This is a genomic window from Kangiella sp., from assembly GCF_048265365.1.
Taxonomy (GTDB): Bacteria; Pseudomonadota; Gammaproteobacteria; order Enterobacterales; family Kangiellaceae; genus Kangiella.
This window is the reverse complement of sequence record NZ_JBLXBT010000001.1, coordinates 723,981-749,351: the sequence shown is the minus strand read 5'-3', so window position 1 is coordinate 749,351 and position 25,371 is coordinate 723,981. Positions and strand designations below refer to the sequence as shown.

General features: G+C 43.3%; 18 protein-coding genes. 10 read left to right on the top strand and 8 right to left on the bottom strand.

Annotated features, from left to right (window positions below; genetic code table 11):
• Window positions 1-8 precede the first annotated feature (8 nt).
• The 3 genes from ACN0VI_RS03580 to ACN0VI_RS03570 are packed head-to-tail and all read left to right on the top strand — an operon-like array spanning window position 9 to window position 5,688.
• Window positions 9-1,133: an efflux RND transporter periplasmic adaptor subunit gene (locus ACN0VI_RS03580; RefSeq protein ID WP_331892987.1), complete on the top strand. Its 1,125-nt coding sequence runs from the start codon at window positions 9-11 to the stop codon at window positions 1,131-1,133.
• 12 nt (window positions 1,134-1,145) lie between these two features.
• A complete protein-coding gene (locus ACN0VI_RS03575) occupies window positions 1,146-4,286 on the top strand; it encodes a multidrug efflux RND transporter permease subunit (RefSeq protein ID WP_331892985.1) in 3,141 nt (1,046 codons plus the stop codon).
• A complete protein-coding gene (locus ACN0VI_RS03570) occupies window positions 4,276-5,688 on the top strand; it encodes an efflux transporter outer membrane subunit (protein WP_417445808.1) in 1,413 nt (470 codons plus the stop codon). The genes ACN0VI_RS03575 and ACN0VI_RS03570 overlap by 11 nt, the downstream gene beginning before the upstream one ends.
• Before the next feature lie 55 nt (window positions 5,689-5,743).
• Here ACN0VI_RS03570 and ACN0VI_RS03565 read toward each other — a convergent pair whose 3' ends face one another.
• Entirely contained in the window at window positions 5,744-6,790 is a 1,047-nt protein-coding gene (locus ACN0VI_RS03565; protein WP_331892983.1) for an AI-2E family transporter, read from the bottom strand.
• 87 nt (window positions 6,791-6,877) lie between these two features.
• Here ACN0VI_RS03565 and ACN0VI_RS03560 point away from each other — a divergent pair, with 87 nt between their 5' ends.
• The 3 genes from ACN0VI_RS03560 to ACN0VI_RS03550 are packed head-to-tail and all read left to right on the top strand — an operon-like array spanning window position 6,878 to window position 10,158.
• Window positions 6,878-7,684 carry a TatD family hydrolase gene (locus ACN0VI_RS03560; RefSeq protein WP_417445807.1) on the top strand — a complete coding sequence of 269 codons (807 nt, stop codon included), beginning with the start codon at window positions 6,878-6,880 and terminating at the stop codon, window positions 7,682-7,684.
• Window positions 7,685-7,710: 26 nt separating this feature from the next.
• The gene (locus ACN0VI_RS03555) at window positions 7,711-9,588 is read left to right on the top strand and encodes an MFS transporter (RefSeq protein WP_417445806.1); all 1,878 of its coding nucleotides are present in this window, start codon (window positions 7,711-7,713) and stop codon (window positions 9,586-9,588) included.
• Between the two features lie 15 nt (window positions 9,589-9,603).
• Window positions 9,604-10,158, top strand: coding sequence for an SRPBCC family protein (locus tag ACN0VI_RS03550; protein ID WP_331892980.1), 555 nt, complete (start codon window positions 9,604-9,606; stop codon window positions 10,156-10,158).
• Window positions 10,159-10,164: 6 nt separating this feature from the next.
• Here the strand turns inward: ACN0VI_RS03550 and dtd are convergent, their stop codons facing one another.
• The 5 genes from dtd to ACN0VI_RS03525 form a co-directional block, all read right to left on the bottom strand.
• On the bottom strand, window positions 10,165-10,602 hold the full coding sequence (gene dtd, locus ACN0VI_RS03545; RefSeq protein WP_417445805.1) for a D-aminoacyl-tRNA deacylase: 438 nt from the start codon (window positions 10,600-10,602) through the stop codon (window positions 10,165-10,167).
• 18 nt (window positions 10,603-10,620) lie between these two features.
• Window positions 10,621-10,983: a hypothetical protein gene (locus ACN0VI_RS03540; protein WP_417445804.1), complete on the bottom strand. Its 363-nt coding sequence runs from the start codon at window positions 10,981-10,983 to the stop codon at window positions 10,621-10,623.
• 195 nt (window positions 10,984-11,178) lie between these two features.
• Entirely contained in the window at window positions 11,179-13,002 is a 1,824-nt protein-coding gene (gene typA, locus ACN0VI_RS03535; protein ID WP_331892976.1) for a translational GTPase TypA, read from the bottom strand.
• A gap of 171 nt (window positions 13,003-13,173) precedes the next feature.
• Window positions 13,174-15,312 carry a diguanylate cyclase gene (locus ACN0VI_RS03530; protein WP_417445803.1) on the bottom strand — a complete coding sequence of 713 codons (2,139 nt, stop codon included), beginning with the start codon at window positions 15,310-15,312 and terminating at the stop codon, window positions 13,174-13,176.
• A 22-nt stretch (window positions 15,313-15,334) separates the two neighbouring features.
• Window positions 15,335-17,281, bottom strand: coding sequence for a diguanylate cyclase (locus ACN0VI_RS03525; protein ID WP_417445802.1), 1,947 nt, complete (start codon window positions 17,279-17,281; stop codon window positions 15,335-15,337).
• A gap of 411 nt (window positions 17,282-17,692) precedes the next feature.
• Here ACN0VI_RS03525 and ACN0VI_RS03520 point away from each other — a divergent pair, with 411 nt between their 5' ends.
• Both ACN0VI_RS03520 and ACN0VI_RS03515 read left to right on the top strand, forming a co-directional pair.
• Window positions 17,693-18,781 (top strand): tRNA (5-methylaminomethyl-2-thiouridylate)-methyltransferase, encoded by a 1,089-nt coding sequence (locus ACN0VI_RS03520; RefSeq protein WP_417445801.1) that lies wholly within the window; start codon window positions 17,693-17,695, stop codon window positions 18,779-18,781.
• A complete protein-coding gene (locus tag ACN0VI_RS03515) occupies window positions 18,778-19,011 on the top strand; it encodes a sulfurtransferase TusA family protein (RefSeq protein ID WP_417445800.1) in 234 nt (77 codons plus the stop codon). Before ACN0VI_RS03520 ends, ACN0VI_RS03515 begins: the two co-directional genes overlap by 4 nt.
• Before the next feature lie 11 nt (window positions 19,012-19,022).
• Here the strand turns inward: ACN0VI_RS03515 and ACN0VI_RS03510 are convergent, their stop codons facing one another.
• The gene (locus ACN0VI_RS03510) at window positions 19,023-19,682 is read right to left on the bottom strand and encodes a TIGR02466 family protein (RefSeq protein WP_417445799.1); all 660 of its coding nucleotides are present in this window, start codon (window positions 19,680-19,682) and stop codon (window positions 19,023-19,025) included.
• Between ACN0VI_RS03510 and ACN0VI_RS03505 the strand changes: the two genes are divergently transcribed.
• Window positions 19,657-20,709: a class I SAM-dependent methyltransferase gene (locus ACN0VI_RS03505; protein WP_417445798.1), complete on the top strand. Its 1,053-nt coding sequence runs from the start codon at window positions 19,657-19,659 to the stop codon at window positions 20,707-20,709. The two genes, ACN0VI_RS03510 and ACN0VI_RS03505, sit on opposite strands and share 26 nt — an antisense overlap.
• 71 nt (window positions 20,710-20,780) lie before the next feature.
• On the opposite strand, the gene ACN0VI_RS03500 is transcribed toward ACN0VI_RS03505, so the two are convergent.
• Window positions 20,781-23,444: a TonB-dependent receptor plug domain-containing protein gene (locus tag ACN0VI_RS03500; protein ID WP_417445797.1), complete on the bottom strand. Its 2,664-nt coding sequence runs from the start codon at window positions 23,442-23,444 to the stop codon at window positions 20,781-20,783.
• Between the two features lie 435 nt (window positions 23,445-23,879).
• On the opposite strand from ACN0VI_RS03500, the gene glnA reads away from it, so the two are divergent.
• Window positions 23,880-25,289, top strand: coding sequence for a glutamate--ammonia ligase (gene glnA / locus ACN0VI_RS03495; RefSeq protein WP_331892968.1), 1,410 nt, complete (start codon window positions 23,880-23,882; stop codon window positions 25,287-25,289).
• The last annotated feature ends 82 nt before the right edge of the window (window positions 25,290-25,371 follow it).

Here is a 25,371-nt window from a genome sequence, read left to right as displayed (position 1 = left end):
TTACCCCCATGAGACATGCTGTAATTATTAGCGCACTACTTGTTACTTTTGTAGGTAATGCAATGGCTGCCGACGAGACTCAGCAAGCAGTACCAGTGCAAGTTACGGAAGTTAGCGCAGGAAAAACCACTTTAACGGAAAATCTACCCGGCCGCGTCCTGGCAATTCGTACCGCAGAAGTACGTGCCCGTGTTGATGGCATTCTGGAAAAACGTATTTTTACAGAAGGACAGGACGTTAAAAAAGGTCAATCACTGTTCCAAATTGATGATCGAATCATGAAAGCCAATCTAGCTGCTGCCCGCGCAGACCTGAATACTGCCAAGGCACAACAAAAGCTCACCAAACAAACACTCAAGCGCTATAAGCAATTGTTAGAACAAGGCGCAGTTAGCCAGCAGGAATTTGATACCTACCAGGCACAAAGCCTGCAGGCCGATGCTCAGGTTGAACAAGCTAAAGCACAATTGCAAAAAGCTCAGATCAACCTGGATTATGCCACCGTTGAGGCTCCTATTTCTGGCCGTATTGGTCGTGCGTTGGTGACCGAAGGAGCACTGGTCAGCGCTAGTTCAGCCACTCATTTAGCCACCATTGAACAGTTGGACCAAGTGTATGTTGACTTCACTCGTTCAGCCACTGAAATCAATCAGTTGCGTGATCTTTTTGCTAATTCTGAAGCAACAGATGCAGCTTCAAGAGAAGTGCAAATCCTGTTCGCTGACGGTACTCCTTATAGCCATCCGGGACAGTTAGAGTTTTCCAGTTTATCAGTGGATCCGGATACAGGCTCGGTTGCTCTTCGCGCAACGGTTAAAAACCCTGATTATCAGTTGCTACCCGGTATGTTTGTACGAGTCAAAGCCCCCGTAGCCGACTCAACAACTTTAGTACAGGTACCGCAAAAAGCAGTCCAATTAACCGGGCAAGGCGCTGTAGTAAAAGTCATTCAGAACGGAAAGCTCGCTTTCCAACCTGTTGAGCTCGGACCTATGATGGGTCAGAACTGGGTCATCAAAAGCGGCCTTAAAGCTGGCGATCAAATCATCACCAGCAACACCCAGTTTCTGCAACCAGGAACCCCTGTACAGGCGATGTCCGCCCCATCAAATAGCTCGCATATACAACAATAGGGATACTAGACCATGGCACAGTTTTTTATCAACCGGCCCATTTTTGCCTGGGTGATCTCGCTATTAATTCTGCTGGGGGGCACGTTAGCAGTACAAAATCTGCCGATCATGGCTTACCCAGATATTTCACCGCCACAGGTCACCATCAACGCCACCTATCCGGGTGCTTCGGCCAAAGTGATCGAAGATACCGTCACCAGCGTTATCGAAGAAGAGATGAACGGCATTGAGGGACTACGTTATATCAAATCGGAAAGCTCGCGCACCGGTACCTCGACCATTATTCTGACCTTCGCAACCGGTACTGATACTGATATTGCTGGGGTAGAAGTGCAGAACCGCTTAAAAAGAGTGGAAGCACGCCTACCTTCATCCGTTCGCACCCAGGGGGTAAATATTGACAAAACTCGCCCCGATTTCTTGATGGTAGTCTCACTCTACTCACCCAATGGTAGCCATAACGCAACCGACCTGGGAGATTATATTGACCGTGCCATCCTGGGTGAAATGCGCCGTATAGACGGTATTGGTAGCGCACAGCTGTTCAGCGCCACTTATGCCATGCGCATTTGGGTTGACCCGAAAAAAATGGCCTCTTATGCAATTACTGCTGACGAGATAGCAGAAGCTATCCGTAACCAGAATGCGCAACTGGCTACTGGCGAGCTCGGTTCCTTGCCAGCACCAGACAACCAGCAAATCAATGCTACCATCCTAGTCCCCTCTCGGCTGAATACGCCTGAGCAGTTTGCCAATATCATCCTACGTTCCTCATCAGATGGAGCCATAGTCCGACTTAAGGATGTAGCAATGGTTGAGCGTGGGGCTAACAGTTATACCGCTCAGGCCTTTTTGAATGGTCAGGAGTCAGCAGCATTTGCCTTAAAGCTAAGTAATACAGGTAACGCTTTAGAGGCTGCTGAAGCGGTCAAAGCCAAGATGGCGGAACTCGAGCAGTACTTTCCTGAAGATATGTCCTGGGTTGTACCGTACGACACTTCAATATTCATAGATGAGTCCATTGGCCAGGTTTTTCAAACCTTGATTGAAGCAGTCTTTCTCGTCACTTTGGTGATGTTTCTGTTCTTACAGAGCTGGCGCACCACCATCATTCCACTCATTGTTGTTCCAGTATCCTTAATTGGTACCGGCATGGGACTCTACTTATTAGGGTACTCCATCAACATGCTAACCATGTTCGCGATGGTCCTTGCGATTGGTATCGTGGTCGATGATGCCATTATCGTGGTTGAAAATATCAAGAGGATTATCGATCAAGAAAAACTTGGCCCTTATCAGGCAACCAAAAAAGCCATGAAACAGATTTCTGGCGCCATTATCGGTACCACCGCAGTACTAATTGCTGTCTTTATACCGATGGCATTTTTCTCTGGTTCAGTTGGTCGCATTTATCAGCAGTTCTCCTTAACCATCGTATTAAGCGTTTCCATTTCAGCGTTTTTATCACTGTCCCTCAGCCCCGCAATTGCGCAAGGCTTTTTAAAAACAGACAAAAAAGAAAAAAAGGAATGGGCTTTTTTCCGCTGGTTTAACCAAGGGTTTAACTGGTTCACTGAAACCTATATGAGCCAGGAAAAGAAACTGTTCAACAAACGCGGGCAGCTCATAACGATGGCTATTTTTGTAGTCATCTGCGGGCTTGTCGGTTGGCGTTTTGCCAGTATGCCCACTGGTTTCGTACCTTCGGAAGACCAAGGCTTCATAGTATCCTCTTCCTTGATGCCTTCAGGGTCAACCCGTAGCCGTACTCTGGAATTAACCCAGAAGACTGATGCCTGGTTTTTACAACAACCCGAAGTCGAGCGAATTATTACGGTTGCCGGTTTCAGCTTTTTCGGTACCGGCCAGAACACCTCGATTACCTTTGTTAACCTTAAGTCCTGGGCTGAGCGCGAAGGCATGCGTAACGCAGACGAATTTGCGGCTGCCGCTACTGCTGAGTTTATGAAATATTCAGAAGGTTCGACTTTTGCTTTCAACATGCCACCCATTCCGGGTCTTGGTAACAGCAGCGGCTTTGACTTCCAGCTTCTGGATAAATCTGGAGTTGGTACCGACCAGCTTATGGGCGCCGCATTTCAGCTGGTAGGTATGGCATCGCAGTCAGGAAAATTTGCTGAAATACGCCCCGACACATTACCACCGGCTCCATTACTGACCATTGAAGTAGATCGCATTAAGGCGCGTTCGTTGGGAATCGATATTGGCGAACTCAATAGCACGTTACAAATTGCTCTCGGCTCAGCCTATATCAACGACTATGTAGAAGGCCAGAAAGTCCGTCAGGTCTGGTTACAGTCAGACGCTGAAACACGCTCAACCCCCGATGAAATCCTGAGCATGCAAGTGCGTAACGATCAAGGTGATCTGGTTAACCTTTCAGAAGTGGCTAAAGCCCACTGGACAGAAGCACCGGCCAAGCTCACTCGTTATAATGGCTCACCCTCGCTACCTATAACCGGTAGCGGCTCACCTGGGGTCAGCTCAGGTGAAGTACTGGCGCTGATGGAAGAATTCGCACAGGCGCTCCCCAAAGGCTTGGGTTACGAATGGTCAGGGCAATCGCTAGAGGAAAAAGTGGCGGGTAATCAAACCACCTTGCTGTTTTCCCTGTCATTCCTGGTGATCTTTCTGGTTCTGGCTGCGTTATATGAAAGCTGGTCAGTGCCACTATCAGTGATTCTTGTCGCACCGCTAGGGATCCTGGGCTCGATCATTGCCGCATTTATTGGCGGTTTACCCAATGATATCTATTTCAAAGTTGGACTGATTACTATCATCGGCCTATCCGCAAAGAATGCCATTTTGATTGTTGAATTTGCCCGTGAGGCCGAAGGAGAAGGTAAGAGCCCACTGGAAGCAGTAACTGAAGCCTGTAGACTTCGTTTGCGGCCCATCCTGATGACCTCATTGGCCTTCATCATGGGAGTGTTACCTCTGGTGCTGGCCACCGGAGCTGGCTCAGCCAGTCGCCAAGCAATAGGCACCAGTGTGGTTGGTGGTATGATTTCAGCTGCAATACTCGCCATTATATTTGTGCCAGTATTCTATCTACTGGTACGGAAGATTTTCCCTCGCAAACTCAAGCACTATGAGATGGCAGCCAGAGGAATGGAGATTAATGATGATTAAAAAAAGTTTAACGCCTTTAGCGGCACTATTCATTTTATCGGGCTGTCTGTCGATGGCGCCTGATAATGAGAGGCCAGAGTTACCGGTCGCAAAAAACCTTGCTATTTCTGAACATGAAACAGAAGTTGCCGAACGGGTAGTCTTAAGGGAATGGCAAAATTTCTTTACCGACGACAATGCTAAGGCACTGATTGCTCAGGCGCTGGAGCATAACCGTGATTTACGGATAGCGACAGCACGTGTAGCAGAGGTTAAGGGTCGTTACCAGATACAGTGGGAAGAATATGTCCCCGGATTCCGTGGTGAGGTTAGCCAGACTCGGGGCAGAGATTTATCAACCTTTACCGGTGGTAGCGTAATGTTCAATCGCTACGATGCATCGGTCGGACTCGTTTCTTACGAGCTCGACTTATTTGGTCGTATCCGCTCATTGAGCGACGCAGCTTTAAATCAATTTTACGCCACTGAACAGGCGAAACGCTTCGTTAAAATTTCTGTCATCGCAGAAACCGCCAACGCCTATTATTCCTGGCTGTCAGCAAAAGAAAACCTGAGTCTCGCTCAGCAAACGCTTAATAGTCGCCAAGAAAGTCTGGACCTTATTCAAAAGCGCAAAGACAATGGCATAGCCAGCGATCTAGACTTAACGCAGGCCCAGGCAGCTTTGGCACAAGTATCAGCACGCAAATCCCAGCTGGAGCGCCTGTATGCGGTATCAAAGACCAGCCTGGAGCTTTTGATTGGCACACCTCTCTCTCTAGTCTCATTGACTGACAATCAACAAATGCCACATTTAATGAGTCTTGAATTACCCGACAATATCAGTTCAAACGTGCTACTGAGCCGGCCTGATGTGTTGGCCGCAGAGCATCAACTGTATGCAGCCAATGGCAATATCGGCGCTGCTCGGGCTGCTTATTTTCCAAGCTTGCGGCTAACCGGTGATTTTGGCTTTGCCAGCAATGAGCTAGATAACCTGTTTGACGGCGACTCGGAAACCTGGACCTTTATGCCATCAATATCAGTGCCCATTTTTGGGAATGCCCTAAATGCACAACTTGATGTTGCCAAAGCGCAGAAAGAACAAATGATTTCCAGTTATGAGCAAACCATACAACAGGCTTTTGCCGAGGTTTATCAACTGATGATTAACCGCAAGAGTTTTGATCAAGAGCTGAACGCAAACCTTGATCTGGTCAAGGCTCAAAAGCGTCGTTTGTATTTAGCGGAAGCTAAGTACAAAGCAGGACTAGCCAGCTACCTTGAAGTGCTAAGCGCACAACAGGATCTATTTGCTGCAGAACAGGCTAAACTGGAAAGCGAACGCGCCCGTTTAGCCAATATCATCACCCTGTATAAAGCATTAGGTGGTGGGGATACTGCATTACTAGAGACGCAGTAAATCTGGCACCCATAGGTTATAAAAAAGCCCGTTTCACTCGGGCTTTTTTATTGAATTATTTATCCCCCAGCATAATACCGATCCACTGCGTTTCCTTATTTGCATCCAGAAAGATTTTAACGATGATGGTCAAGGGAACCGAGAGCAACATCCCAACCGGGCCCAACACCCAGCCCCAGAATAATAACGATAAGAAAACCACCAATGTGGATAGTCCGAGGCCCTTACCCATAAACTTAGGCTCAACAATATTACCAATGAGGAAGTTAACAGCTAAATAGCCAGCGGCGGCCAGTAACGGCGTTGATAAGCTGTCTGAGGTTAACCAGGCTAACAAGACCGCTGGAATCGCGGCAATGATCGAACCGATGTTCGGAATGAAGTTGAACATGAATGCGATCAAACCCCACAAGAAGGGATACTCGACCCCGATAAGCCATAACCATAGACTGATAATGGCACCGGTAAATAAACTAACTACTGATTTAATAGAGGCATAACGTTTAATTTTTGAAATCACTTCCCCCAAACCAAGATGCGCTTTACTCTCCACATCAGGGAAAGCACGTCTCATTTTGTCACCAAAGATACTGGCTTCCATCAACAGGAAAATTGAGGTCAGGATAATCAAGAAGGTATTACTGAGCACGCTACCGAGGCCATTTAAGATAGTCGCCGACAAATTCATCATAACGCCCGGAGAAAACCTCTCTGCCAATGGCGTTTGCGGCACATCAATGCCATGCCCTGCCAACCAAATAACCACACCTTCAAATTTTGCCCGTAGCATCATTTCATAACGAGGCAAATTGTTGGAAAACTGTTCTACAGAATTACCCACCAGCGTTCCAATCACAAAAAAGAACAAACTCATGATGAGCACAACCAAAATAATAGCCAGCCAATCAGGCATATCTTTTTTAATGATGGGCAGCTTTACTTTTGCAAAGAAAAAATAAAGTGGGCCCAAAATAATCGCCACAAATAATGACAATATGACAGGCACAACAAAACCACTGGCTGATTTTAGTCCCGCAATAATAAGAAAAGTCGCAGCAATCGCAACCAATGCATTGGTCACTTTCGGCGTTTCAGTTGACATGGTATTCCCTTTTGTTATCTCTTTGATTTAAGGCTGATTTATTTTATAACATCTTACAAGGTTTTTTCTAATGCCAATCAAACTTTTATGGCGCCATCTGCACAACAGCAATTTATTGATATTGGGGTCAATCTAACCAGCAATCGCTTCGATAAGGATCGAGCGCAGGTTCTTGAACGTTCGCTTACGGCTGGTGTGAAAGCCATTATCATAACCGGCACCAATGCTCGCGAGAGCCAGCAAGCGCTCACATTAGCTCAGCAATATGAGCACTGCTATGCCACCGCCGGTTGCCATCCGCATGACGCAGAGCGCATGACCGATGCTGACCTGGAAGTCATTAAAACATTGCATAAAGAGGACAAAGTGGTGGCAGTGGGCGAATGCGGACTGGACTTTAATCGTAATTTTTCAACGCCAGAAAGCCAGATTCGGGTATTAAAACTGCAATTGGAAATGGCATGTAAGCTGCAAAAGCCCCTGTTTCTGCATGAACGCGATGCCAGCGATACCATGCTGGAGATATTGCAGGATTACCAAACTGAGCTACCTCCAGCCGTTATCCATTGCTTCACTGGCTCTGAGCAGGCGCTGGAGCGATATTTAGAGTTGGGCCTATACATTGGCGTCACTGGCTGGATATGCGACGAGAGGCGCGGAAGGGAGCTTGCAGGCATGGTGCACTTGATACCGGACGACAGGCTAATGATTGAAACCGATGCTCCGTGGCTGACACCTAGAGATTTAAAGCCAAAACCAAAAGATGGCCGTAATGAGCCAAGATTTCTACCTCATATCGCGCAGAAAGTCGCTGACTGTCGTCAGCAGAGCCTGCAGCATATTGCGAATATCAGTTATCGCAATGCAAAACATTTTTTTGGACTCACGTCTTGATTCATATTTAACAGAAGGGAAACGTTGTGGCTAATCAGTTTTCATTATTCAAGAAAAGATTCTTTTCATCCTACTTTGTCACGCAAGCACTGGGGGCTATGAATGACAATATCTTCCGGCAAGCAATCATTATATTAATATCATTCAAAGTAGCTTCTGAAATCAATTTCAGTGAAAACATTATGACGAATATGGCCGCTGGCTTATTCATATTGCCCTTTTTCCTTTTTTCCGCGACCGCAGGACAAATTGCTGAAAAATTTGAAAAGTCTGCCTTGATCAGAAAAATAAAACTGTTTGAAATTATAGTAATGATGTTTGCAGCGGTTGGTTTTTACCTTAATAACATTTGGTTTTTATTGTTTGTGCTATTTTTAATGGGCTTTCAGTCCAGTTTGTTTGGCCCTATCAAGTATAGTATCTTGCCACAACATCTTAAAGACAATGAGTTATTGGGTGGTAATGGCCTGGTCGAAATGGGCACCTTCCTGTCAATCATTATCGGTACCATAATTGGCGGGGTTCTAATGGAGCGAGGCGCCAGTGGCATGCAAGTCCTCAGCGTCCTATTGTTAACCATTGCTATTATCGGCTATCTTTTTAGCAGAAGAATCCCTACAACTCCCTTAGCTCAGCCAAACCTTAAAATTAATTGGAACCCTGTAACAGAAACCTGGAAAACATTTAAATTTGCTCGCAAACAGAAAGTAGTTTTCCTATCCATCCTGGGGGTTTCCTGGTTCTGGTTCTATGGAAGTGTTTTCCTGACGCAAATTCCCAACTTCACCAGAGTAAGCCTGAATGGTAATGAGCTGGTAGCGACTTTAATTTCAGCCTGTTTTTCTGTTGGCATTGGAGTTGGCTCAGTGCTATGTGAAAAACTTTCCGGCCGCAAAGTAGAACTCGGTTTGGTTCCTTTTGGTGCAATCGGTATGACCTGGTTCGCGATTGACATTTTTCTCGCTAATCCGCATAGCAGCTATGAAGGCTTGCTATCACCAACAGAATACCTCGGTCAGGACGGCTCTATTAGAACTCTGCTGAACTGTGCCTTTGTTGGCATCTTTGGTGGCTTTTATATTGTGCCCTTGTATGCGCTGATTCAGGAACGTTGCGAACGCTCGCATTTATCGCGGGTGATTGCGGGTAATAATATTCTCAATGCGCTGTTTATGGTGATCGCTGCCGTATTAGGTGCGGTATTGCTGGGTAATGGCATGACCATTCCTCAATTCTTCCTGCTAGTCGCTATTATGAACGCTCTGGTAGCGATCTATATTTTCACCCTGGTGCCGGAGTTCTTAATGCGTTTTTTGGTCTGGATTCTAATCCATACCGTTTACCGCGTCCGAAAGAAAGGGCTGGAGACAATTCCTGATGATGGTGCACAAATTCTGGTCTGTAATCACGTCAGCTATGTAGATGCGTTGATCATTGCAGGATGTATTCGCCGCCCTGTGCGCTTTGTGATGTACCATAAAATCTTTAAAATCCCGATATTGAGCTTCATATTCAAAACAGCCAAAGCAATTCCTATCGCTGGTGCTAATGAGGATAAAGAGCTTTTGAACAACGCCATGTATCAAATTGCTGAGGCGCTTGATAACGGCGAAGTAGTTTGTATCTTCCCTGAAGGGAAGTTAACCTCAGATGGTGAGATGAATGTTTTTAAGTCAGGCATTGAACGAATCATTGAGCAATCACCGGTGCCTGTAATTCCTATCGCCTTACAGGGGCTTTGGCAGAGCCTGTTCAGTCGTAAAACAGTGAATAAGTTTATTGATCGTTTAAAACGACTCAGAACCAAGGTAACATTAGTAGTTGGCGAACCTATTGAACCTGAAAAAGTTTCCAAAGAGTATCTACAGGAAGTGGTAAGTGAGCTTCGTAATAACAAACCTTAATAGGATTTATACAGTATGAAATTTTTAAAGTATGGATTTATCCTTATTGGCACTCTGTTTTTGGTGTTGATTGCTATTGGTATTTTTAAGCGCGATTTTGATAGTAAAGCTAGCGTGACAATTGAAGCCCCGGTGCAACAGGTTTTTTCAGTCTATAACAACCCTCTCTTACTCAATCATTGGCTGGCAGAATTCCATTCACTGGAGAATGTTAGCGGTTCTTTGAATGAAGTGGGCAGTGAATGGACGATGAATTACAAATCTGCCGAGGGTAGCTTAATTAAGATGCAACACACTTTGACGACTTACGTTGCTAATCAGACAATTGGCTATGATTATGCCAACGAATGGTTAAACGGCCAGACGGTTATTACTTTTGAAGCGGTAGATGACAACACTACGTCGATGACGATGGTGCAACAATACTCAGGTAATGGAATTATACAAAATGCTATTTTATTCTTAATCCAAGGCAGTATCGAAGATGTCAGTCAGTCGAATCTTGAAAGCCTGAAGAAGCTCATTGAAAGTACCAACCCAGACAAACTAAATGGTGAAATTGATTATTAAAAGGAACTAAATTTTTAAATGGAAAGTCACAGGTCCATCATTGATCAGATGGACCTTCATATCAGCGCCAAACTTGCCACACTCAACCTTGTCATAATGAGTACGAGCTTGTTCTACAAAATAATCAAATAACTCTTTGCCTTGTTGCGGCGGTGCAGCTGATGAAAAACTTGGCCGCAAACCACTTTGGGTATCAGCTGCTAATGTAAATTGTGGCACCAATAGCAATCCACCACTCACATCCTGTAAAGATAGGTTCATCCTCTCCTCTGCGTCGCTAAACACTCGGTATTTCAAGATACGCTGGAGCAATTTATCAGCAATCGCTTGGTCATCATTTTTTTCAACACCCAATAAAACCATTAATCCCTGATCGATCGAACCAATGGTTTTGCCACCAACAACCACTTTTGACTCCAACACACGCTGCAATAAAGCTATCATCTGTTAATTACTCTATTCTTATCGATTATCGTTCTCTTGCTCGTCATTCTCTTCATAAATCATGTCGTCATCCACGCGCTCTATAATCACACGACCATCTTCTCCACGTCTTTCTTCAAGGTTCATATCGTCTTTGACGGTAGCGTATGCGGTCTGGATACATTCTGACTGAGCTTCTGCAGTAAGCTCCTGATCGCTCATACAACGATCAAACTCATACTGCAAAGCTTCTTTAACAGTGGCATCAAGCATCTGCGCCCGGGGCGGTTGACCTCCAAACAAGTAACTCAGCGCCTTTACTGCATCGGTGCCTTGCGTTGTAGTACAAGCGGTTACTCCAACCAATGAGGCGCACAGCGCCAACAACTTAATCTGCTTCATAGATGACCTTTTTGTATTTTATGGTGTATCTGATTGGCTTGACTGCAAATGGTTGCAATTATTTTAGCCTTCTGCAAAAAAGTGTAACGATTTTATTGGCTTATTGCTAACTCATTCACCTAATTTGCTAAATCACAGGCATAAAAAAACCGCTAACTGCCAGGCAGCTAACGGCTTTTAAAAGTCTTTTAAAACTTAAGACGCTTTCGGCGGACGACTCGCTCGTTTGCGGTCAGTTTCCGACAAATGTTTTTTACGCAGTCTGATGCTACTTGGTGTCACTTCAACCAGCTCATCATCATTAATAAACTCTAATGCTTGCTCTAAAGTCAGCTTAACTGGTGGAGTCAAAACCTGCGCTTCATCAGTACCCGAAGCACGCACGTTGGTTAGCTGCTTGCCTTTCAGGCAGTTAACCGTCAAGTCATTTGAACGGCTGTGAATACCGACGATTTGACCTTCGTACACTTCATCGCCGTGCTTGGCAAACAAACGACCACGCTCTTGTAAATTAAACAATGCATTGGTCAAGGCTTTACCGGTCATGTTGGCAATCAGAACACCACTCGCTCTTTGCCCAATATCGCCACCTTTGTGTAGACCGTAATGGTCAAAAGAGTGGTACATCAAACCAGAACCAGAGGTAAGCGTCATAAACTCAGTCTGGAAGCCAATCAAGCCACGGCTTGGCATCATGAAGTCTAAACGAACACGGCCTTTACCATCTGGAGACATATTGGTTAATTCCGCTTTACGCGTACCCATACGCTCCATCACACTGCCTTGATGCTGTTCTTCGACGTCAATAGTGACCGTTTCAAATGGCTCTTGAAGCTTGCCATCAATAGTCTTCAGAATTACTTCTGGACGCGAAACTGCAAGCTCAAAACCTTCACGACGCATATTTTCAATCAAGATACCTAAGTGCAATTCACCTCGACCCGAAACGCGGAACTTATCCGGATCATCAGTTTCTTCGACACGCAAGGCAACGTTGTGTACTAACTCTTGCTGCAAACGCTCAAGAATATTACGCGAAGTGACGTACTTACCTTCTTTACCAGCAAACGGTGATGTATTTACCTGGAATGTCATAGTTACGGTTGGCTCATCAACCGACAAAGGTGGCAACGCTTCTACCGCGTTTTGGTCACAGATTGTGTCCGAAATCTTCAACTCACCTAAACCGGTAATGGCAATAATATCGCCTGCATCGGCTGAATCCACTTCATGACGGTCAAGACCTAGATAGCCAAGTACCTGGCCAACTTTACCATTTCGCTTAGTCCCGTCAGCGCTGACAATAGTAACTTGCTGATTTTGCTTTACGCTGCCACGGGTTACTCGGCCAATACCAATCACGCCAACGTAAGAGTTATAGTCCAGCTGAGAAATTTGCATCTGGAATCCACCTTCAGCATTAGCTGGCGGCGGTGCAACGTTATCCACAATAGCTTGAAACAGTGGTTGCATATCAGTACCAGTTGTTTCCGCATCGCGACTTGCCCAGCCATTTAGTGCTGAGGCATAAATCACTTCAAAGTCTAGTTGATCGTCAGTTGCTCCAAGGTTATCAAACAGGTCAAACACCTGATCCATAACCCAGTCAGGACGCGCACTTGGCTTATCAATCTTGTTGATAACCAAAATTGGCTTCAGTCCTTGAGCAAATGCTTTTTGCGTCACAAAGCGCGTTTGCGGCATCGGTCCTTCAGCGGCATCAACCAGCAATAAAACTGAGTCCACCATCGACATAACACGCTCAACTTCACCACCAAAGTCAGCGTGTCCTGGAGTGTCGACGATATTAATACGGTAGTCATTCCACTTAATGGCGGTGTTTTTAGCCAAAATGGTAATGCCACGCTCTTTTTCAAGATCGTTAGAATCCATCACACGCTCTTGAGGGCCAGCGCGTTCGCCCAAAGTGCCGGATTGCTCCAACAGCTTATCAACTAAAGTAGTTTTGCCGTGGTCAACGTGGGCAATAATCGCAATATTGCGTAACTTATCGATCATAAATCTCTCAAAGGGGAAAAATGGCGCACATTCTATACTAGATAGCGCCATTCGCACAGAAAATAGTCAATTTAATTTTAGATCTGTAGGTAGTAAGAAAGTTTGTCTATAGATTTCAGTTAGATAGGATGACTCTGTTTACAATGGTGGTTTGCAAAGATGGCAGCAATTCTACTGACCACCACAGGTAATCTGATTTCTACCATTATTCTTACTTCGATATAACAGTTCGTCAGCCTTTGAGACCAAATTGTGATAACCAATATTAAAATTGTTTTCCAAACTATAAACACCAATGCTTATGGTAAGACTTACAGACTCGCCCTTAACAGGTACTTTCCGACCAGCAATTTTCTTTCTAAATTCCTCAAGCATTCTACAGTGCTTGTCAATATTACCGCCCGATAGAAATACAACGAACTCTTCCCCACCATAGCGAGCAACGAAGTCAGTCTCTCTTTGAAAGTGTTCTTTTAATTCCTTGGCTATCATTACCAGGCAGTCATCACCGACCGAATGCCCCCAGGTATCATTAACCACTTTAAAGTGATCAACATCGATAATGGCAAAGGTTATTGGTGTTTTGTTGCGGCAAGCCAATTTAAAAATCTCATAAACAGCCTTTTCAAAACCTCGGCGGTTGAAAACTTTAGTAAGCTCATCTTCTACGCTCATCTTTTGCAGCTGTTCATTCATTTTCATTAACTCAGCTGTTTTTATTTCAACTTCTTTTTTTAAACTTTCCTGGTACTCAAGAGTGAGATACTGGACCTCTTTTAACTGCTCTCTGACTGATTCAATTTCTATACTCGTTTGGATGTTATTTGGTGGGTTCTGTATAGGTCTATGAGCAGCAAAGTTTTTCACCAGGCTTTCAAGCGGCTTAGTAATTTGTTTTGAAAAACGTCTTGTAACGGCTAGAGATAGTACGGCAATAAAGAGTAGTATAACGCTTAGTCGTAAAAAATTATCTCCATAGGAACCAATTAATAAAGAAGGTTCTGCAAGAGCAATCACCCGCCAACCATAATCAGTTAATTCAGAGTGGTATAGGTATTGATTTCCCTTCAACGCGAAGACTTTCATTCTATTGGTAAAAGTAGGAGAAATATCAACAACTTCAAAGTGCTCCAATGTCTCCAAGTCAAGTTCTGGCGAAGAATAAATAATGTTTTTGTTTTGGTCCTTGATAATAATATGTCCATCCGATACCGGCATGCTTTTTTCGACATACTCAAGCTTTGGAATATTCAGGGAACCTTCGACAATACCTAAAAAATTTCGCTTATCATCTATAATTGGTACGCTTATGGCAACGATAGGTTCATCACCAAAACCTCTCCCACGAAAAACCTTAGAAACATACTCTACTAATTCTGCTTTAGGAATCTTAAAGTAATCCCTATCAACTATTGTTCTTTTTTCTTCAGGCTCAACCTTTAACTTTTTATAGAACTCTTCAGGCGAACCACTAATTATCAACCCATTTTGATTGGCGACGATCATTGTTATAAATCCACTGTATATCTTGTTCCATTCATTAAGCAGTGCATCGCGCTTATTTTCTGACAACTCATTTTTTAAAACAACTGACTCCAGACTTCTAAGCGAATTCAAATGATAATCGACATAATTATTCAAGTAGCTAGAATAATGTTCTGTGCGAATTTTTAGCACGCTCTCCATTTGTTTTTCAGTATTATCAGCAGATGAGTCTGATAAGAATAATGATATGATTAATGCCGGTAAGGAAATACTATTTAATGCGAGCTCAAATACTCTATCGGATAGCTTTGGCACATCAGAATATACCCATGGGGAAAACCATTTAGAGGGTATAAAAGGTTTTAATAAAGCTACAATGGATACTACCAATACGCCATTTACAGCCTGTTTGAGGAGAATAACCTGGATAAAATCTGTAGAGGTAACGTCGTAAATATAGATTATTGTTACATAGGTAATTGGAATGCCTATAATTAGCCAGAAGATTCCATCTGCTAATAACAGCAATACTCCCTTCCTTAGGAAAAAGCTTAAAACAAATAATTCAAGCAGCGCAGAAATATAAAAGACATAATTTCCCGTATGGAAAACAAGTCCTGAAGTAGCCAGTAATGATGCTAAGATCGCTGGGGATATGCCACGTGTAATCAGACAGGTTATTACAAACACTTCACCAAGGTGGAGACTGAGATTTCCATATAGCGGGATGATAAACCAGGTATTGGTTATCAGGCCCAGCAACCCATACAAGCCACCCAGCAACAGCCCCATACTAGTAATTTTTGTTTGTCCGCTTTTTTCCAATGAACGTTCCTTGGTCAATAATCTACTGTTTATCAGTAGTCAGTTTATTTCGACCCGATGATTTACTTTGATATAACAGTTTGTCGGCATTAGAGACTAGCTCATCATAGGTGATATCTAAATCATTAAAGACACTGTATGAACCAATACTTACTGTAATAGAAATAATCTTATCTTCATAATACACTTCACGATTGGCGATATTAACTCTCAATTCTTCAAGCATTCGCTGGTGCACTTCCCAATCACCGCCAGCAACGAATACGACAAACTCTTCTCCGCCGTAGCGGGCCACAAAATCAGAGTCACGTTTAAATCTCTTTTTCATTTCCTCAGCAACCATAATAATACATTCATCTCCAGCTGAGTGACCCCAGGTGTCATTGACCTGTTTAAAATGATCGATATCCAATATTGCCATCGTAACTGGAGTGGCATGACGTAAGGCAAACGCAAACCCCTTTTTCGCATTTTGATTAAAACCTCTGCGATTGTAGATTTGTGTTAACTCATCTTGCACACTGACGAGGGCCAACTTCTCATTGGCTTCGGTAAGCTCTTTTGTTTTAGCTTCAACTTGCTGTTGTAACGTTTTTTGATATTCCAACATGAAGAATTGAGCCTGCTGAAGCTGGTCTCTTACCGATTCGATTTCCTGGCTGCTATATATTGACCGTGCTTTTTCCGGGATTGGCTCGTTTGCTGAGAAATGTTTAACGATATTTTCTAAAGGTCTAGTTATCTGCTTGGAGAATTTCTGTGTGACCAATAACACGATGGAAGCAATGATTAATAAACTTATTATCAATTTATAGAAATCATTTTTGTAGGCATCTATTAATGCATCAGGGGGGCTCAATGCAAAGATTTTCCAGCCACTGTCAGTAATACTTTTCTTGTATAGATAATAACTGTTATCGATTTCTAATAGTGGTAGTTCATCAGTGTAAACTTGCTCTGACTCCTTCGCTATAAATTCTGACAAAGGCTGAAGGTTTAATGGATTAGATGCATAAACCAATTTGCCCTTAGAGTCAGTTACTATCACCATTACATTGTGATTTTCTGTCACCCCGCTTCCAAACTTCTTAAAGTTTGCCAAGTTTAATGTACCTTGAACTATCCCAGCGAAAAGTTCACTTTCAAAATAGGGCGAGCTGATTGCCACAATAGGGTCATTTCCATAACCTCTTGCTTGAAACACATCTGATATGAAGTGCGTATTTCTAGAGCGTGGTACTTGATAATACAGCCGGTCATCAACCATTTTCTGCTCACGTGACAGTCCTTGCAACGTCTCCTCAAACTCTTTAGGCGCCCCGTGAGTCACAAACCCTGTTGGGTCAGTAATTAACATTGAAAAAACATCTGGGTACTGGCTGTGTGAATCCAGCAATAACTCTAACTTCTGCTCTTCATTATAGGCTCTCCAGCTTAGCGTATTCGCCAGATTATCAACCATCCGCTGATGATAGATTAAGTGATTATGGGTAATTTCACCATAATGCTCCGCCTGCACTCCCAATAAATCATTAGCCTGCTGTTCTGCAATTTTTGCCGAGTTATTAGAAAGGATTAGGGTAATCACTAATGAAGGCAAAACAATGCTAATCATCGATAATTCAAATATTCGATAGGAAAGCTTAGGTAACCTTGTTTTTATATCAAACTTGCTCCACTTTCTTGGTATGAAGGGCTTCAATAGTGAAGCTATTGAAACAACCAGCACTCCGTTGAGCAACTGCTTCAACATGATCACCTGAATAAAATCGCTGGATGTTATTCCATAAAAATAGATAACGAAGAAATAAGTGATAGGTATACCGATGACCAGCCAATAAGCAACATCGGCAACCAATAGCACCCAGCCTTTTCGACTGAGCAAATACAAAAATATAATTTCAACTAATGAATTAATAAAGAAGGCAGGATTATGTGTCTCAATATACAGCCCAACAGAACCTATCAATGCCGCTATTGCTGCTGGATACAAACCTCTAGAGAGTAGGCAGAATATAACAAACACTTGTCCGAAATGCAGACTGAGGTTGCCGTAGAGATGAACAATAGCGTAACTGTTGAGCAATAAAGCGATTAGGCCATACGCTGATGCATAGCCAAGTTCGGTATAAATTTCTTGTTTGGTCTTTCTAGTGTCCAGAATTGCCTCCTGTTGCTAGCAACCCCATGGTAACTTAATCTACTGATTTACCAAACTTTTTTTGTGTTTTCACTAGTCCATAACATTACTCTTAATCTAGTTATTTTATATTTTAAGTACTTTTAACCGCTGAGCCTTTGCCTCTAGTGGCTTGCTAATATATAATCGCTGTCCATTTTTTGAGCACCCTTTAGTACCTAACTTATTGATTTTCTGACTATGACTCAAGCTAATTCTGTAAAAAAATCGACAACAGCCCCACAAAAACAGCGTAAAGCTGTTGCCTTAATTTCTGGTGGCCTAGATTCCTTACTCGCCGCGAAAGTGATTCAAGAGCAAGGCATTCATGTTGAAGGCATTAATTTCTATACTGGCTTTTGTGTCGAAGGCCACACCCACGCCATTCGAAAAAAAGATAAGGATAAGCAGAAGCGGAATAACTCATTGTGGGTCGCAGAACAACTTGGCATTAAACTGCACATTATTGATATATCGGAAGAATACAAAGATATCGTTCTCAATCCGAAACATGGCTATGGGGCTAATCTTAATCCATGCCTAGATTGCAAGATCTTTATGGTCAATCAAGCTCAAGCGTGGGCCTGGGCCGAAGAGAATGGCTTTGACTTCATTATCACTGGTGAAGTGATTGGACAGCGCCCTAAATCGCAGCGTAAAGAAACAATGCCGATTATCGCTCGTGAATCAGGTGCTGATGATCGCCTGTTGCGCCCTTTGTGCGCCAAAAACCTGATGCCTACGCTTCCTGAGCGTGAAGGCTGGGTCGATCGCGAACAACTTTACGGCTTTTCAGGCCGAAGCCGCAAACCACAGTTTGAGCTGGCAAAGCAGTTTGGTTTTGAAGACTTTGCACAACCTGCTGGCGGATGTTGCTTCTTAACGGATGCCAATTACTCCGCAAAACTTGCTGATCTGTGGGATGCTCGCGGCGAAAGACGCTACGAACTTGACGATATTATGCTACTCAAGGTTGGACGTCATATTCGTCCAAAACCTAACTTCAAGCTTATCGTTAGCCGCGAAGAGGGAGAAAATAACTTCTTAACCGGTTATAAAAAACAATTCACTAGCATTCATACTGTAAGTCATGGCGGTCCTCTAACCCTTCTTGACGGCTCTTTTGACAAAGATGATATCAAATTAGCCGCACAAATCGCCGCGCGCTATTCTGGTGGTAAAAGTGCAGAGTCAGTAACCGTCCAGGTCGAAAACTATAATGGCACTTCATATGTCATGGATGTCCCACCAATGGCAGCCCATGAAGTCAAAGAGGAATGGCACGTATGAGTAAAATACATGAACTCGACTGCTCAAACTTGCTATGCCCAATGCCAGTCATAAGGACCCAAAACGCCCTAAAAGAACTTGCGATCGGCGATATTCTGGAGGTTACCTGTACCGACCCTGGTACTTTAAGTGATATACCAACCTGGTGTCGCATCAACCAGCAGGAAGTCACTGAGACTAAAGAACAAGAGCGCACCATCATCTTCACCATAAAAAAAACCGCTGATTAGCGGTTTTTTTATTAGCCAGAATATTTAAACCAACTATTAAATGCTACCGTAATCCTATCTGACTCTCCAAAATAAGGCTTGACCTCATGTAATAGCCACGAAGGAAATAAAACCAGCTGCCCCTCCTGCAGGTGAACCAGTTTGTTACCTCGACTAAACTGTCCACGCAAATTTGAGCACGATTTATCAATAAAGCTGGTTGTACTAATATGTGGTGAGATAAAGTTTAACCCCCCACTATCAGGATCATCCTCAACCTTATCTCCTGCTGAGACACAATATACGCCTGACCAGGCAGCCATTGGATGGTTATGTATACCGAAATAGCCACCTTTTTTGGTAATGTGGTACCAGCTCTCACACGCAATGTGCAGCTTCCTTAGGGTATCAACATCATACTGGTTTAACGTGCCAATTAATTGGTACAACTGGGCCCAACAAAAATTTTGCAATTCTTGGACACAGTCATCTTTCCAATCAAACAAATTAAATTCACTTTCAAAAACCTGTTTGTTTTTTTTCACAAAGCCGTGCTGATCTTGCTTAGTGTCTTGGGCCTTATGTCTAAACAATCCGGATAGTTTTTCATTGAGTTCAATATGTTTTGAATACTGGGCTACCCCCAATGGAACGGAAAACATTGGTATGATTTCATTTTTTGGTGTGTTCATTGCTAGTTTTCTTTCTTATACTGAGTTTCATTTTGGACAATTACTATCTCTAATTATGAAGCACTGGTCAAATTATTGGACAACATCAAATACACTTAATAGCTTTGCTGAGTCTGAAGCCTCTAAAGGTTACACCGGCGCCATCAAAGACTATTGGTTTAATGTTTTTTCTACACTGAAACCCGAAAGCCGTATTGTAGACATCGGTTGTGGCAACGGTGCCTTAGCTTGTCTTGCCGCTGAGTACAGTGAAATGCACAATCTGCATTTTGATATCCATGGCATTGACGCAGCTGATATCAACCCGCTACAGAGCTTGAAGTCCGAGAAAGAAGTTCTGAAGCTTTTGAAACAGATCACTTTTCACCCCGCTACTCCCGCTGAAAAGCTTCCGTTCGAATCTAAATCTATCGATATGTTTATCAGTCAGTTTGGATTTGAGTATGCTGATTTTGAGCAAGCAACAATACAGTGTGTCAACTCACTGACTGAAAATGGCACTATCAACATCATGGCTCATCACCCTGCATCTCCAATATCCCAAGATACTGAAATTGGCGAACATCTCCTCAAAAATATTCTTCATACTAGCCCCTTATTTTTACAAGTTGATTTACTACTCGACATTGCGACACAGGTTAAAGCATCCGGGCAATATCAGTCTTGGAAACAAAACCCATACAATCAATCTATCAGTAGGACCATAAAATGGATATTAGATACTCTTAAATTTCAGTTTAACGAGGATAAGCATGAAGCTTGGCTACAAGATATTTTCAATAGAGTCATTCCTGTACTACAGAATCTTGCAACAGAAGATCCACAGAAGCTTCGTGCCCATCTTGCACAGCAATTTAAGGTTCTAGAGGAGCACCGCACGCGTCTAGAAGAGCAACTTAAGGCAACCATTACAGATACGAAGATTAACGCCTTAGAACAGCAGATAAATGGTTTAGGCCGTAGTAGCCAGATATCTCCCTTCACTATCGATAACCGGCCTTTTGCATGGTCTATTAGTATTCTATAGCGATTATTAGCAGGCATAAAAAAAGGCGGGGAAAACCCCGCCTTTTTTATTTCGCTTATTTATACTAAAACTTAGAAAGTTTGAGTATAACGAACATAAGCTACGCGACCATAACCATTGTACAAGTAGTAGTTATATTCACGTCCATCAAAGTCTTCGATAGTTGGATATTTTTCGAAAACGTTTTGAGCACCAACTGAGATTTGACCATCCCAAGAAGTGTTATAGCTTACTTGTAGGTCATGAGTAGTCCAGACGCCCATGTCACCAGAACGGCCAACACCATCATCATCAGGACTAGCAGTCGCTACAACATCAGTGTACTGGCCACCGATACTATTTACGTTCCAAGCGATAGTGAAGTCGCTGATGTTATAAACGTTTTGTAGCACTGCACGCCATTGTGGAACACCTGGGTCACGCGCTAGGTTACGACCACCGTCAATGCTTAAGTCATTGATCCAAGAAACTTGGAAGTTTGTTGCCAAACGACCTGCATCTTCGAAGTCAAAGTTGAAACGAGCGTTTACATCAACACCGTCAGTTTCAAGGTCACCCTCGTTACCATAACCAGTCAAGATTTCATCAATCGAACCATTGGCACGACGACTTACACCAAGACCTGCAGGGATTGGATCGCCAGCTAGTTCACGATTAATCAAACCTTGTGAACTAAAGAAAGCAATTCGGTTATCTACTGCGATGTTATAGTAATCTACTGTGAAGTTAAACCAATCAGCAGGCTGATAAGCAACACCAAATGCATACTGTTTTGATTGCTCAGACTCTAGGTCTGGGTTTGCAATACGGTAAGCGTTGATTTGAACTTCACAATCAGGCGCTTGACCGAAAACAACACACGTAGTTGGATCTTGTACAGGGTCAGCAGAGAATGCTGTTTTCTGTGTCAGAATATCCAATGTTGGAGCACGGAAACCTTCACCATAAGATGCACGAAGTGTTAACTCATCCATTGGCTGGTAACGCATAGATACTTTTGGAGAGAAATCATTACCGTAGTCAGAGTAGTCATCGAAACGACCTGCAATAGACATTTCAAACTCTTCAGTGAAAGGCAACAATGTTTCGAAATAAGCAGCAGTTACGTCACGGCCACCGCCAGCTGAGTTACCAGCAGAACCACCAACTAGACCAGCTTCTGATTGCGAGTCATATTGATCACTGTAGTACTCTTCACGACGATCAGCACCAACGAACATTTGGATTGTGCCGCCATCTAACTCACCCAAATCAAATGCCGCAGAAGCAAAAATTTCGTCGAAGTTGAAATCACTTACACGAGAAGTTGTTACTACAGAACCTGAAAGTACTTCATCAGGGTTATCGAATGGGTTTTGGATGTCATAACCATAACGGTAAGTAGCTGGATCGTATGTAGTACCAGTTGAGTCATAACCAGGGTTGAAATCGTTAATAAAGCCCCATGCTGTTAAACCAGCAATGTAGCCGTTACCAATTTCAGTTGTGTTGTTACGTACACGACGCATGCTGAAGTCTAGCTCAACGTCACCAACAAAACCTGTAGCGCCTACTAAGAAGTCAACGTTTTCGTTGAATACTTCATTGTCACGGTTACCGGTAGCTGCAAAACGGTGGAACAAGTGTACAGGTACGTTAGCGCCAATGCCCGCATCATATGCTACAGAGTTAGGGTTGTTCGCATCATACATCCACGCGTTAGGGTTGGTTGGGTTGTTGTAGCTGTCTTCTGCGATTGCAAAACCATAGAAGAAGTTACTGTCTGGACCCGGAGCATAACGACCAAATGAGTCGTTTTTAGATACGTTAGCATTTGCATACAACTGCCAATCATCATTGATCATGTGAGTAGCTTTTAAATACAAAGACTCATTGGTAGATGAAGCTTCATTCGCATTAGTTGCGTTGAAGTTATACGCACAAGCATTACCATTTCTGTAATAGTTTTCACCTTCACAACCACCTGGGATTGCTGTGAAACCATTAGAGAAGTCAGTTAGGATCCAGTTGTTACCATAAATAGAAGCGCCTGGCTCAACCCATGGGAATGCACGTTGGAAAACGATTTCACGCTTGTTCCAAGAAACACCACCTAAAAGGCTAGTCGTGTCATTTGAAGAACCGAAGATTACGCTACCAGCTTCACGCTCGCCGCCTTCAGAAGGAATGCTTGGCTCGCCTTTTTGTAAGCTGATTTCAGCGCCGTTGTAATCTTTACGAGTGATTACGTTTACAACACCACCGATTGCGTCAGAACCATAGATTGCTGATGCACCATCAGTCAAAATCTCGATACGCTCAATTGCGCCCATTGGGATTGAGTTCAAATCTTGGCTTGAACCTGTTGATGGAGACATAGTCAAACGACGACCGTCAACCAACACTAAGCTACGAGAAGAACCAATACCACGCAAGTCAATCATCGCAACACCTTGCGCTGACGAACCAGATTGTGGACGGAATGAACCTGTAGTATTAAACGTTGTGTTACGTAGTAATTCAGCCGCTGAAATCTCACCAGAAAGTTCGATTTGCTCACGTGTAATTACTGTAACTGGGTTTGCACCTTCAACGTCAGTTCTCTTTAAACGAGAACCTGTTACAACAACTGTTTCAGTGTCTTCAGCTTCTTCTTCCGCAGCGAAAGATGCTGGAGCTGCAACAGCCATTGAAGCTGCAAAGCCGCTATATAAAGCGTACTTAACTGCTTTAGCTATCATTGTCTTGTTAGTCATAAAATCCTACCTATAGATAAGTTGGTAAATTTTCTTTCTTTTGTACCCAAAACTGCATTTTATAGTGCCACAATAAAGTACCACGGCCAAACACAGCCTTGGAGAATGTTATAGTTATCATAATTTTCTATAGTTGGTCAACAAGTTTTACATTTAAGTGACTATAGAGTTAGGCTTGATTATCCCTTATAGGGGCTGGCCTGCGGCTTAATATCAGGTCTCAAAAAATATTTATGATTGGCTCTTTTTTAACCAACGTATTTTCACTTCTTGTTTGTTTTTGTCCTGTCAGCCAATATAGCTCATCTGACAACCGACTTGCACCAGTTTGGTGCACCACTTTTGGTCCTGCCCGTACATTGTATTAGTTTTCATTTTGTCACCTGCTTATAATAGCCACCATCAAATTCCTTTTGACACACTGGAGCAAGAGTAATGTCAGTTGAAAACGTTCTTAAAATGATTGAAGAAATGGATGTTAAGTTTGTTGACCTTCGCTTTACCGATACTAAAGGCAAGGAACAGCACGTGACTATCCCCGCGCGTTTAGTTGATGAAGAAATGCTAACCGAAGGCAAGATGTTTGATGGTTCTTCAATTGCTGGCTGGAAAGGTATTAATGAGTCGGACATGGTATTAATGCCTGACGCTGAATCTGCAGTTATGGATCCTTTCTTTGAAGACGCCACGCTTAATTTACGTTGTGATATTTTAGAACCGTCCACTATGACAGGTTATGACCGTGACCCACGTTCTGTTGCACGCCGCGCTGAAGAGTATTTAAAGTCAACCGGCATCGCTGATACTGCATACTTTGGTCCAGAGCCAGAGTTTTTCATGTTTGAAGATGTGCGTTTTAAAACGGATATGAGTGGCTCATTCGTCAAAATCGACGACCCTGAAGCAGCATGGAACTCTGACAAGACCTACGAAGGCGGCAATTATGCTCACCGCCCACGTGTTAAAGGCGGTTACTTCCCGGTACCCCCGGTTGATTCATCACAAGATATTCGTTCGCAAATGTGTTTAGTAATGGAGCAAATGGGTTTGCGCATTGAAGCACACCACCATGAAGTTGCCACAGGCGGTCAGAATGAAATCGCAACTGAATTTAACACGCTAATGAAAAAAGCCGACGAAGTTCAGATCTTAAAATATGTGATTCATAACGTTGCTCACGCTTATGGCAAAACTGCTACTTTCATGCCAAAGCCAATTGTTGGCGATAACGGTACTGGTATGCACGTTCATATGTCATTAGCTAAAGATGGAAAGAATCTTTTTGCCGGTGATAAATACGCGGGGCTTTCTGAAGAAGCTTTATATTACGTTGGTGGTATTATCAAGCATGCTCGTGCACTAAACGCTATTACCAATCCTTCAACCAACTCATTCAAACGTCTGGTTCCTGGTTTCGAAGCACCGGTCATGTTGGCTTACTCAGCTAAAAACCGCTCGGCATCAATCCGTATTCCGCACGTAACCAGCGCGAAGGCACGTCGTATCGAAGTTCGCTTCCCAGATCCTATGGCTAACCCATACCTGGCATTTACTGCATTAATGATGGCTGGCTTAGATGGTATTCAAAACAAAATCCATCCTGGCGACGCTATGGATAAAGATTTGTATGATTTACCAGCTGAAGAAGCAAAAGCAATTCCAACAGTTGCTAAGTCATTAGAGCAGGCTCTTGACGCACTTGATGCAGACCGTGAGTTTTTAACTCGTGGCGGTGTTTTCTCTGATGACATGCTAGATGCTTATATTGAACTGAAACGTGCTGATATACAGCTTCTAAACATGACTACTCATCCTATTGAGTTTGATATGTACTACAGCTTGTAATCAAAAGCCATGCAACATACGAAGCCCAGCACATGCTGGGCTTTTTTATTTTGACACTGAGCACTAACTGCCTAATACTTTG

Coding starts and splice junctions, on each gene's coding strand:
- ACN0VI_RS03580 (WP_331892987.1), top strand. CDS start 9: ATGAGACATGCTGTAATTATTAGCGCACTACTTGTTACTTTTGTAGGT.
- ACN0VI_RS03575 (WP_331892985.1), top strand. CDS start 1,146: ATGGCACAGTTTTTTATCAACCGGCCCATTTTTGCCTGGGTGATCTCG.
- ACN0VI_RS03570 (WP_417445808.1), top strand. CDS start 4,276: ATGATGATTAAAAAAAGTTTAACGCCTTTAGCGGCACTATTCATTTTA.
- ACN0VI_RS03565 (WP_331892983.1), bottom strand. CDS start 6,790: ATGTCAACTGAAACGCCGAAAGTGACCAATGCATTGGTTGCGATTGCT.
- ACN0VI_RS03560 (WP_417445807.1), top strand. CDS start 6,878: ATGGCGCCATCTGCACAACAGCAATTTATTGATATTGGGGTCAATCTA.
- ACN0VI_RS03550 (WP_331892980.1), top strand. CDS start 9,604: ATGAAATTTTTAAAGTATGGATTTATCCTTATTGGCACTCTGTTTTTG.
- dtd (WP_417445805.1), bottom strand. CDS start 10,602: ATGATAGCTTTATTGCAGCGTGTGTTGGAGTCAAAAGTGGTTGTTGGT.
- ACN0VI_RS03540 (WP_417445804.1), bottom strand. CDS start 10,983: ATGAAGCAGATTAAGTTGTTGGCGCTGTGCGCCTCATTGGTTGGAGTA.
- typA (WP_331892976.1), bottom strand. CDS start 13,002: ATGATCGATAAGTTACGCAATATTGCGATTATTGCCCACGTTGACCAC.
- ACN0VI_RS03520 (WP_417445801.1), top strand. CDS start 17,693: ATGACTCAAGCTAATTCTGTAAAAAAATCGACAACAGCCCCACAAAAA.
- ACN0VI_RS03515 (WP_417445800.1), top strand. CDS start 18,778: ATGAGTAAAATACATGAACTCGACTGCTCAAACTTGCTATGCCCAATG.
- ACN0VI_RS03505 (WP_417445798.1), top strand. CDS start 19,657: ATGATTTCATTTTTTGGTGTGTTCATTGCTAGTTTTCTTTCTTATACT.
- ACN0VI_RS03510 (WP_417445799.1), bottom strand. CDS start 19,682: ATGAACACACCAAAAAATGAAATCATACCAATGTTTTCCGTTCCATTG.
- ACN0VI_RS03500 (WP_417445797.1), bottom strand. CDS start 23,444: ATGACTAACAAGACAATGATAGCTAAAGCAGTTAAGTACGCTTTATAT.
- glnA (WP_331892968.1), top strand. CDS start 23,880: ATGTCAGTTGAAAACGTTCTTAAAATGATTGAAGAAATGGATGTTAAG.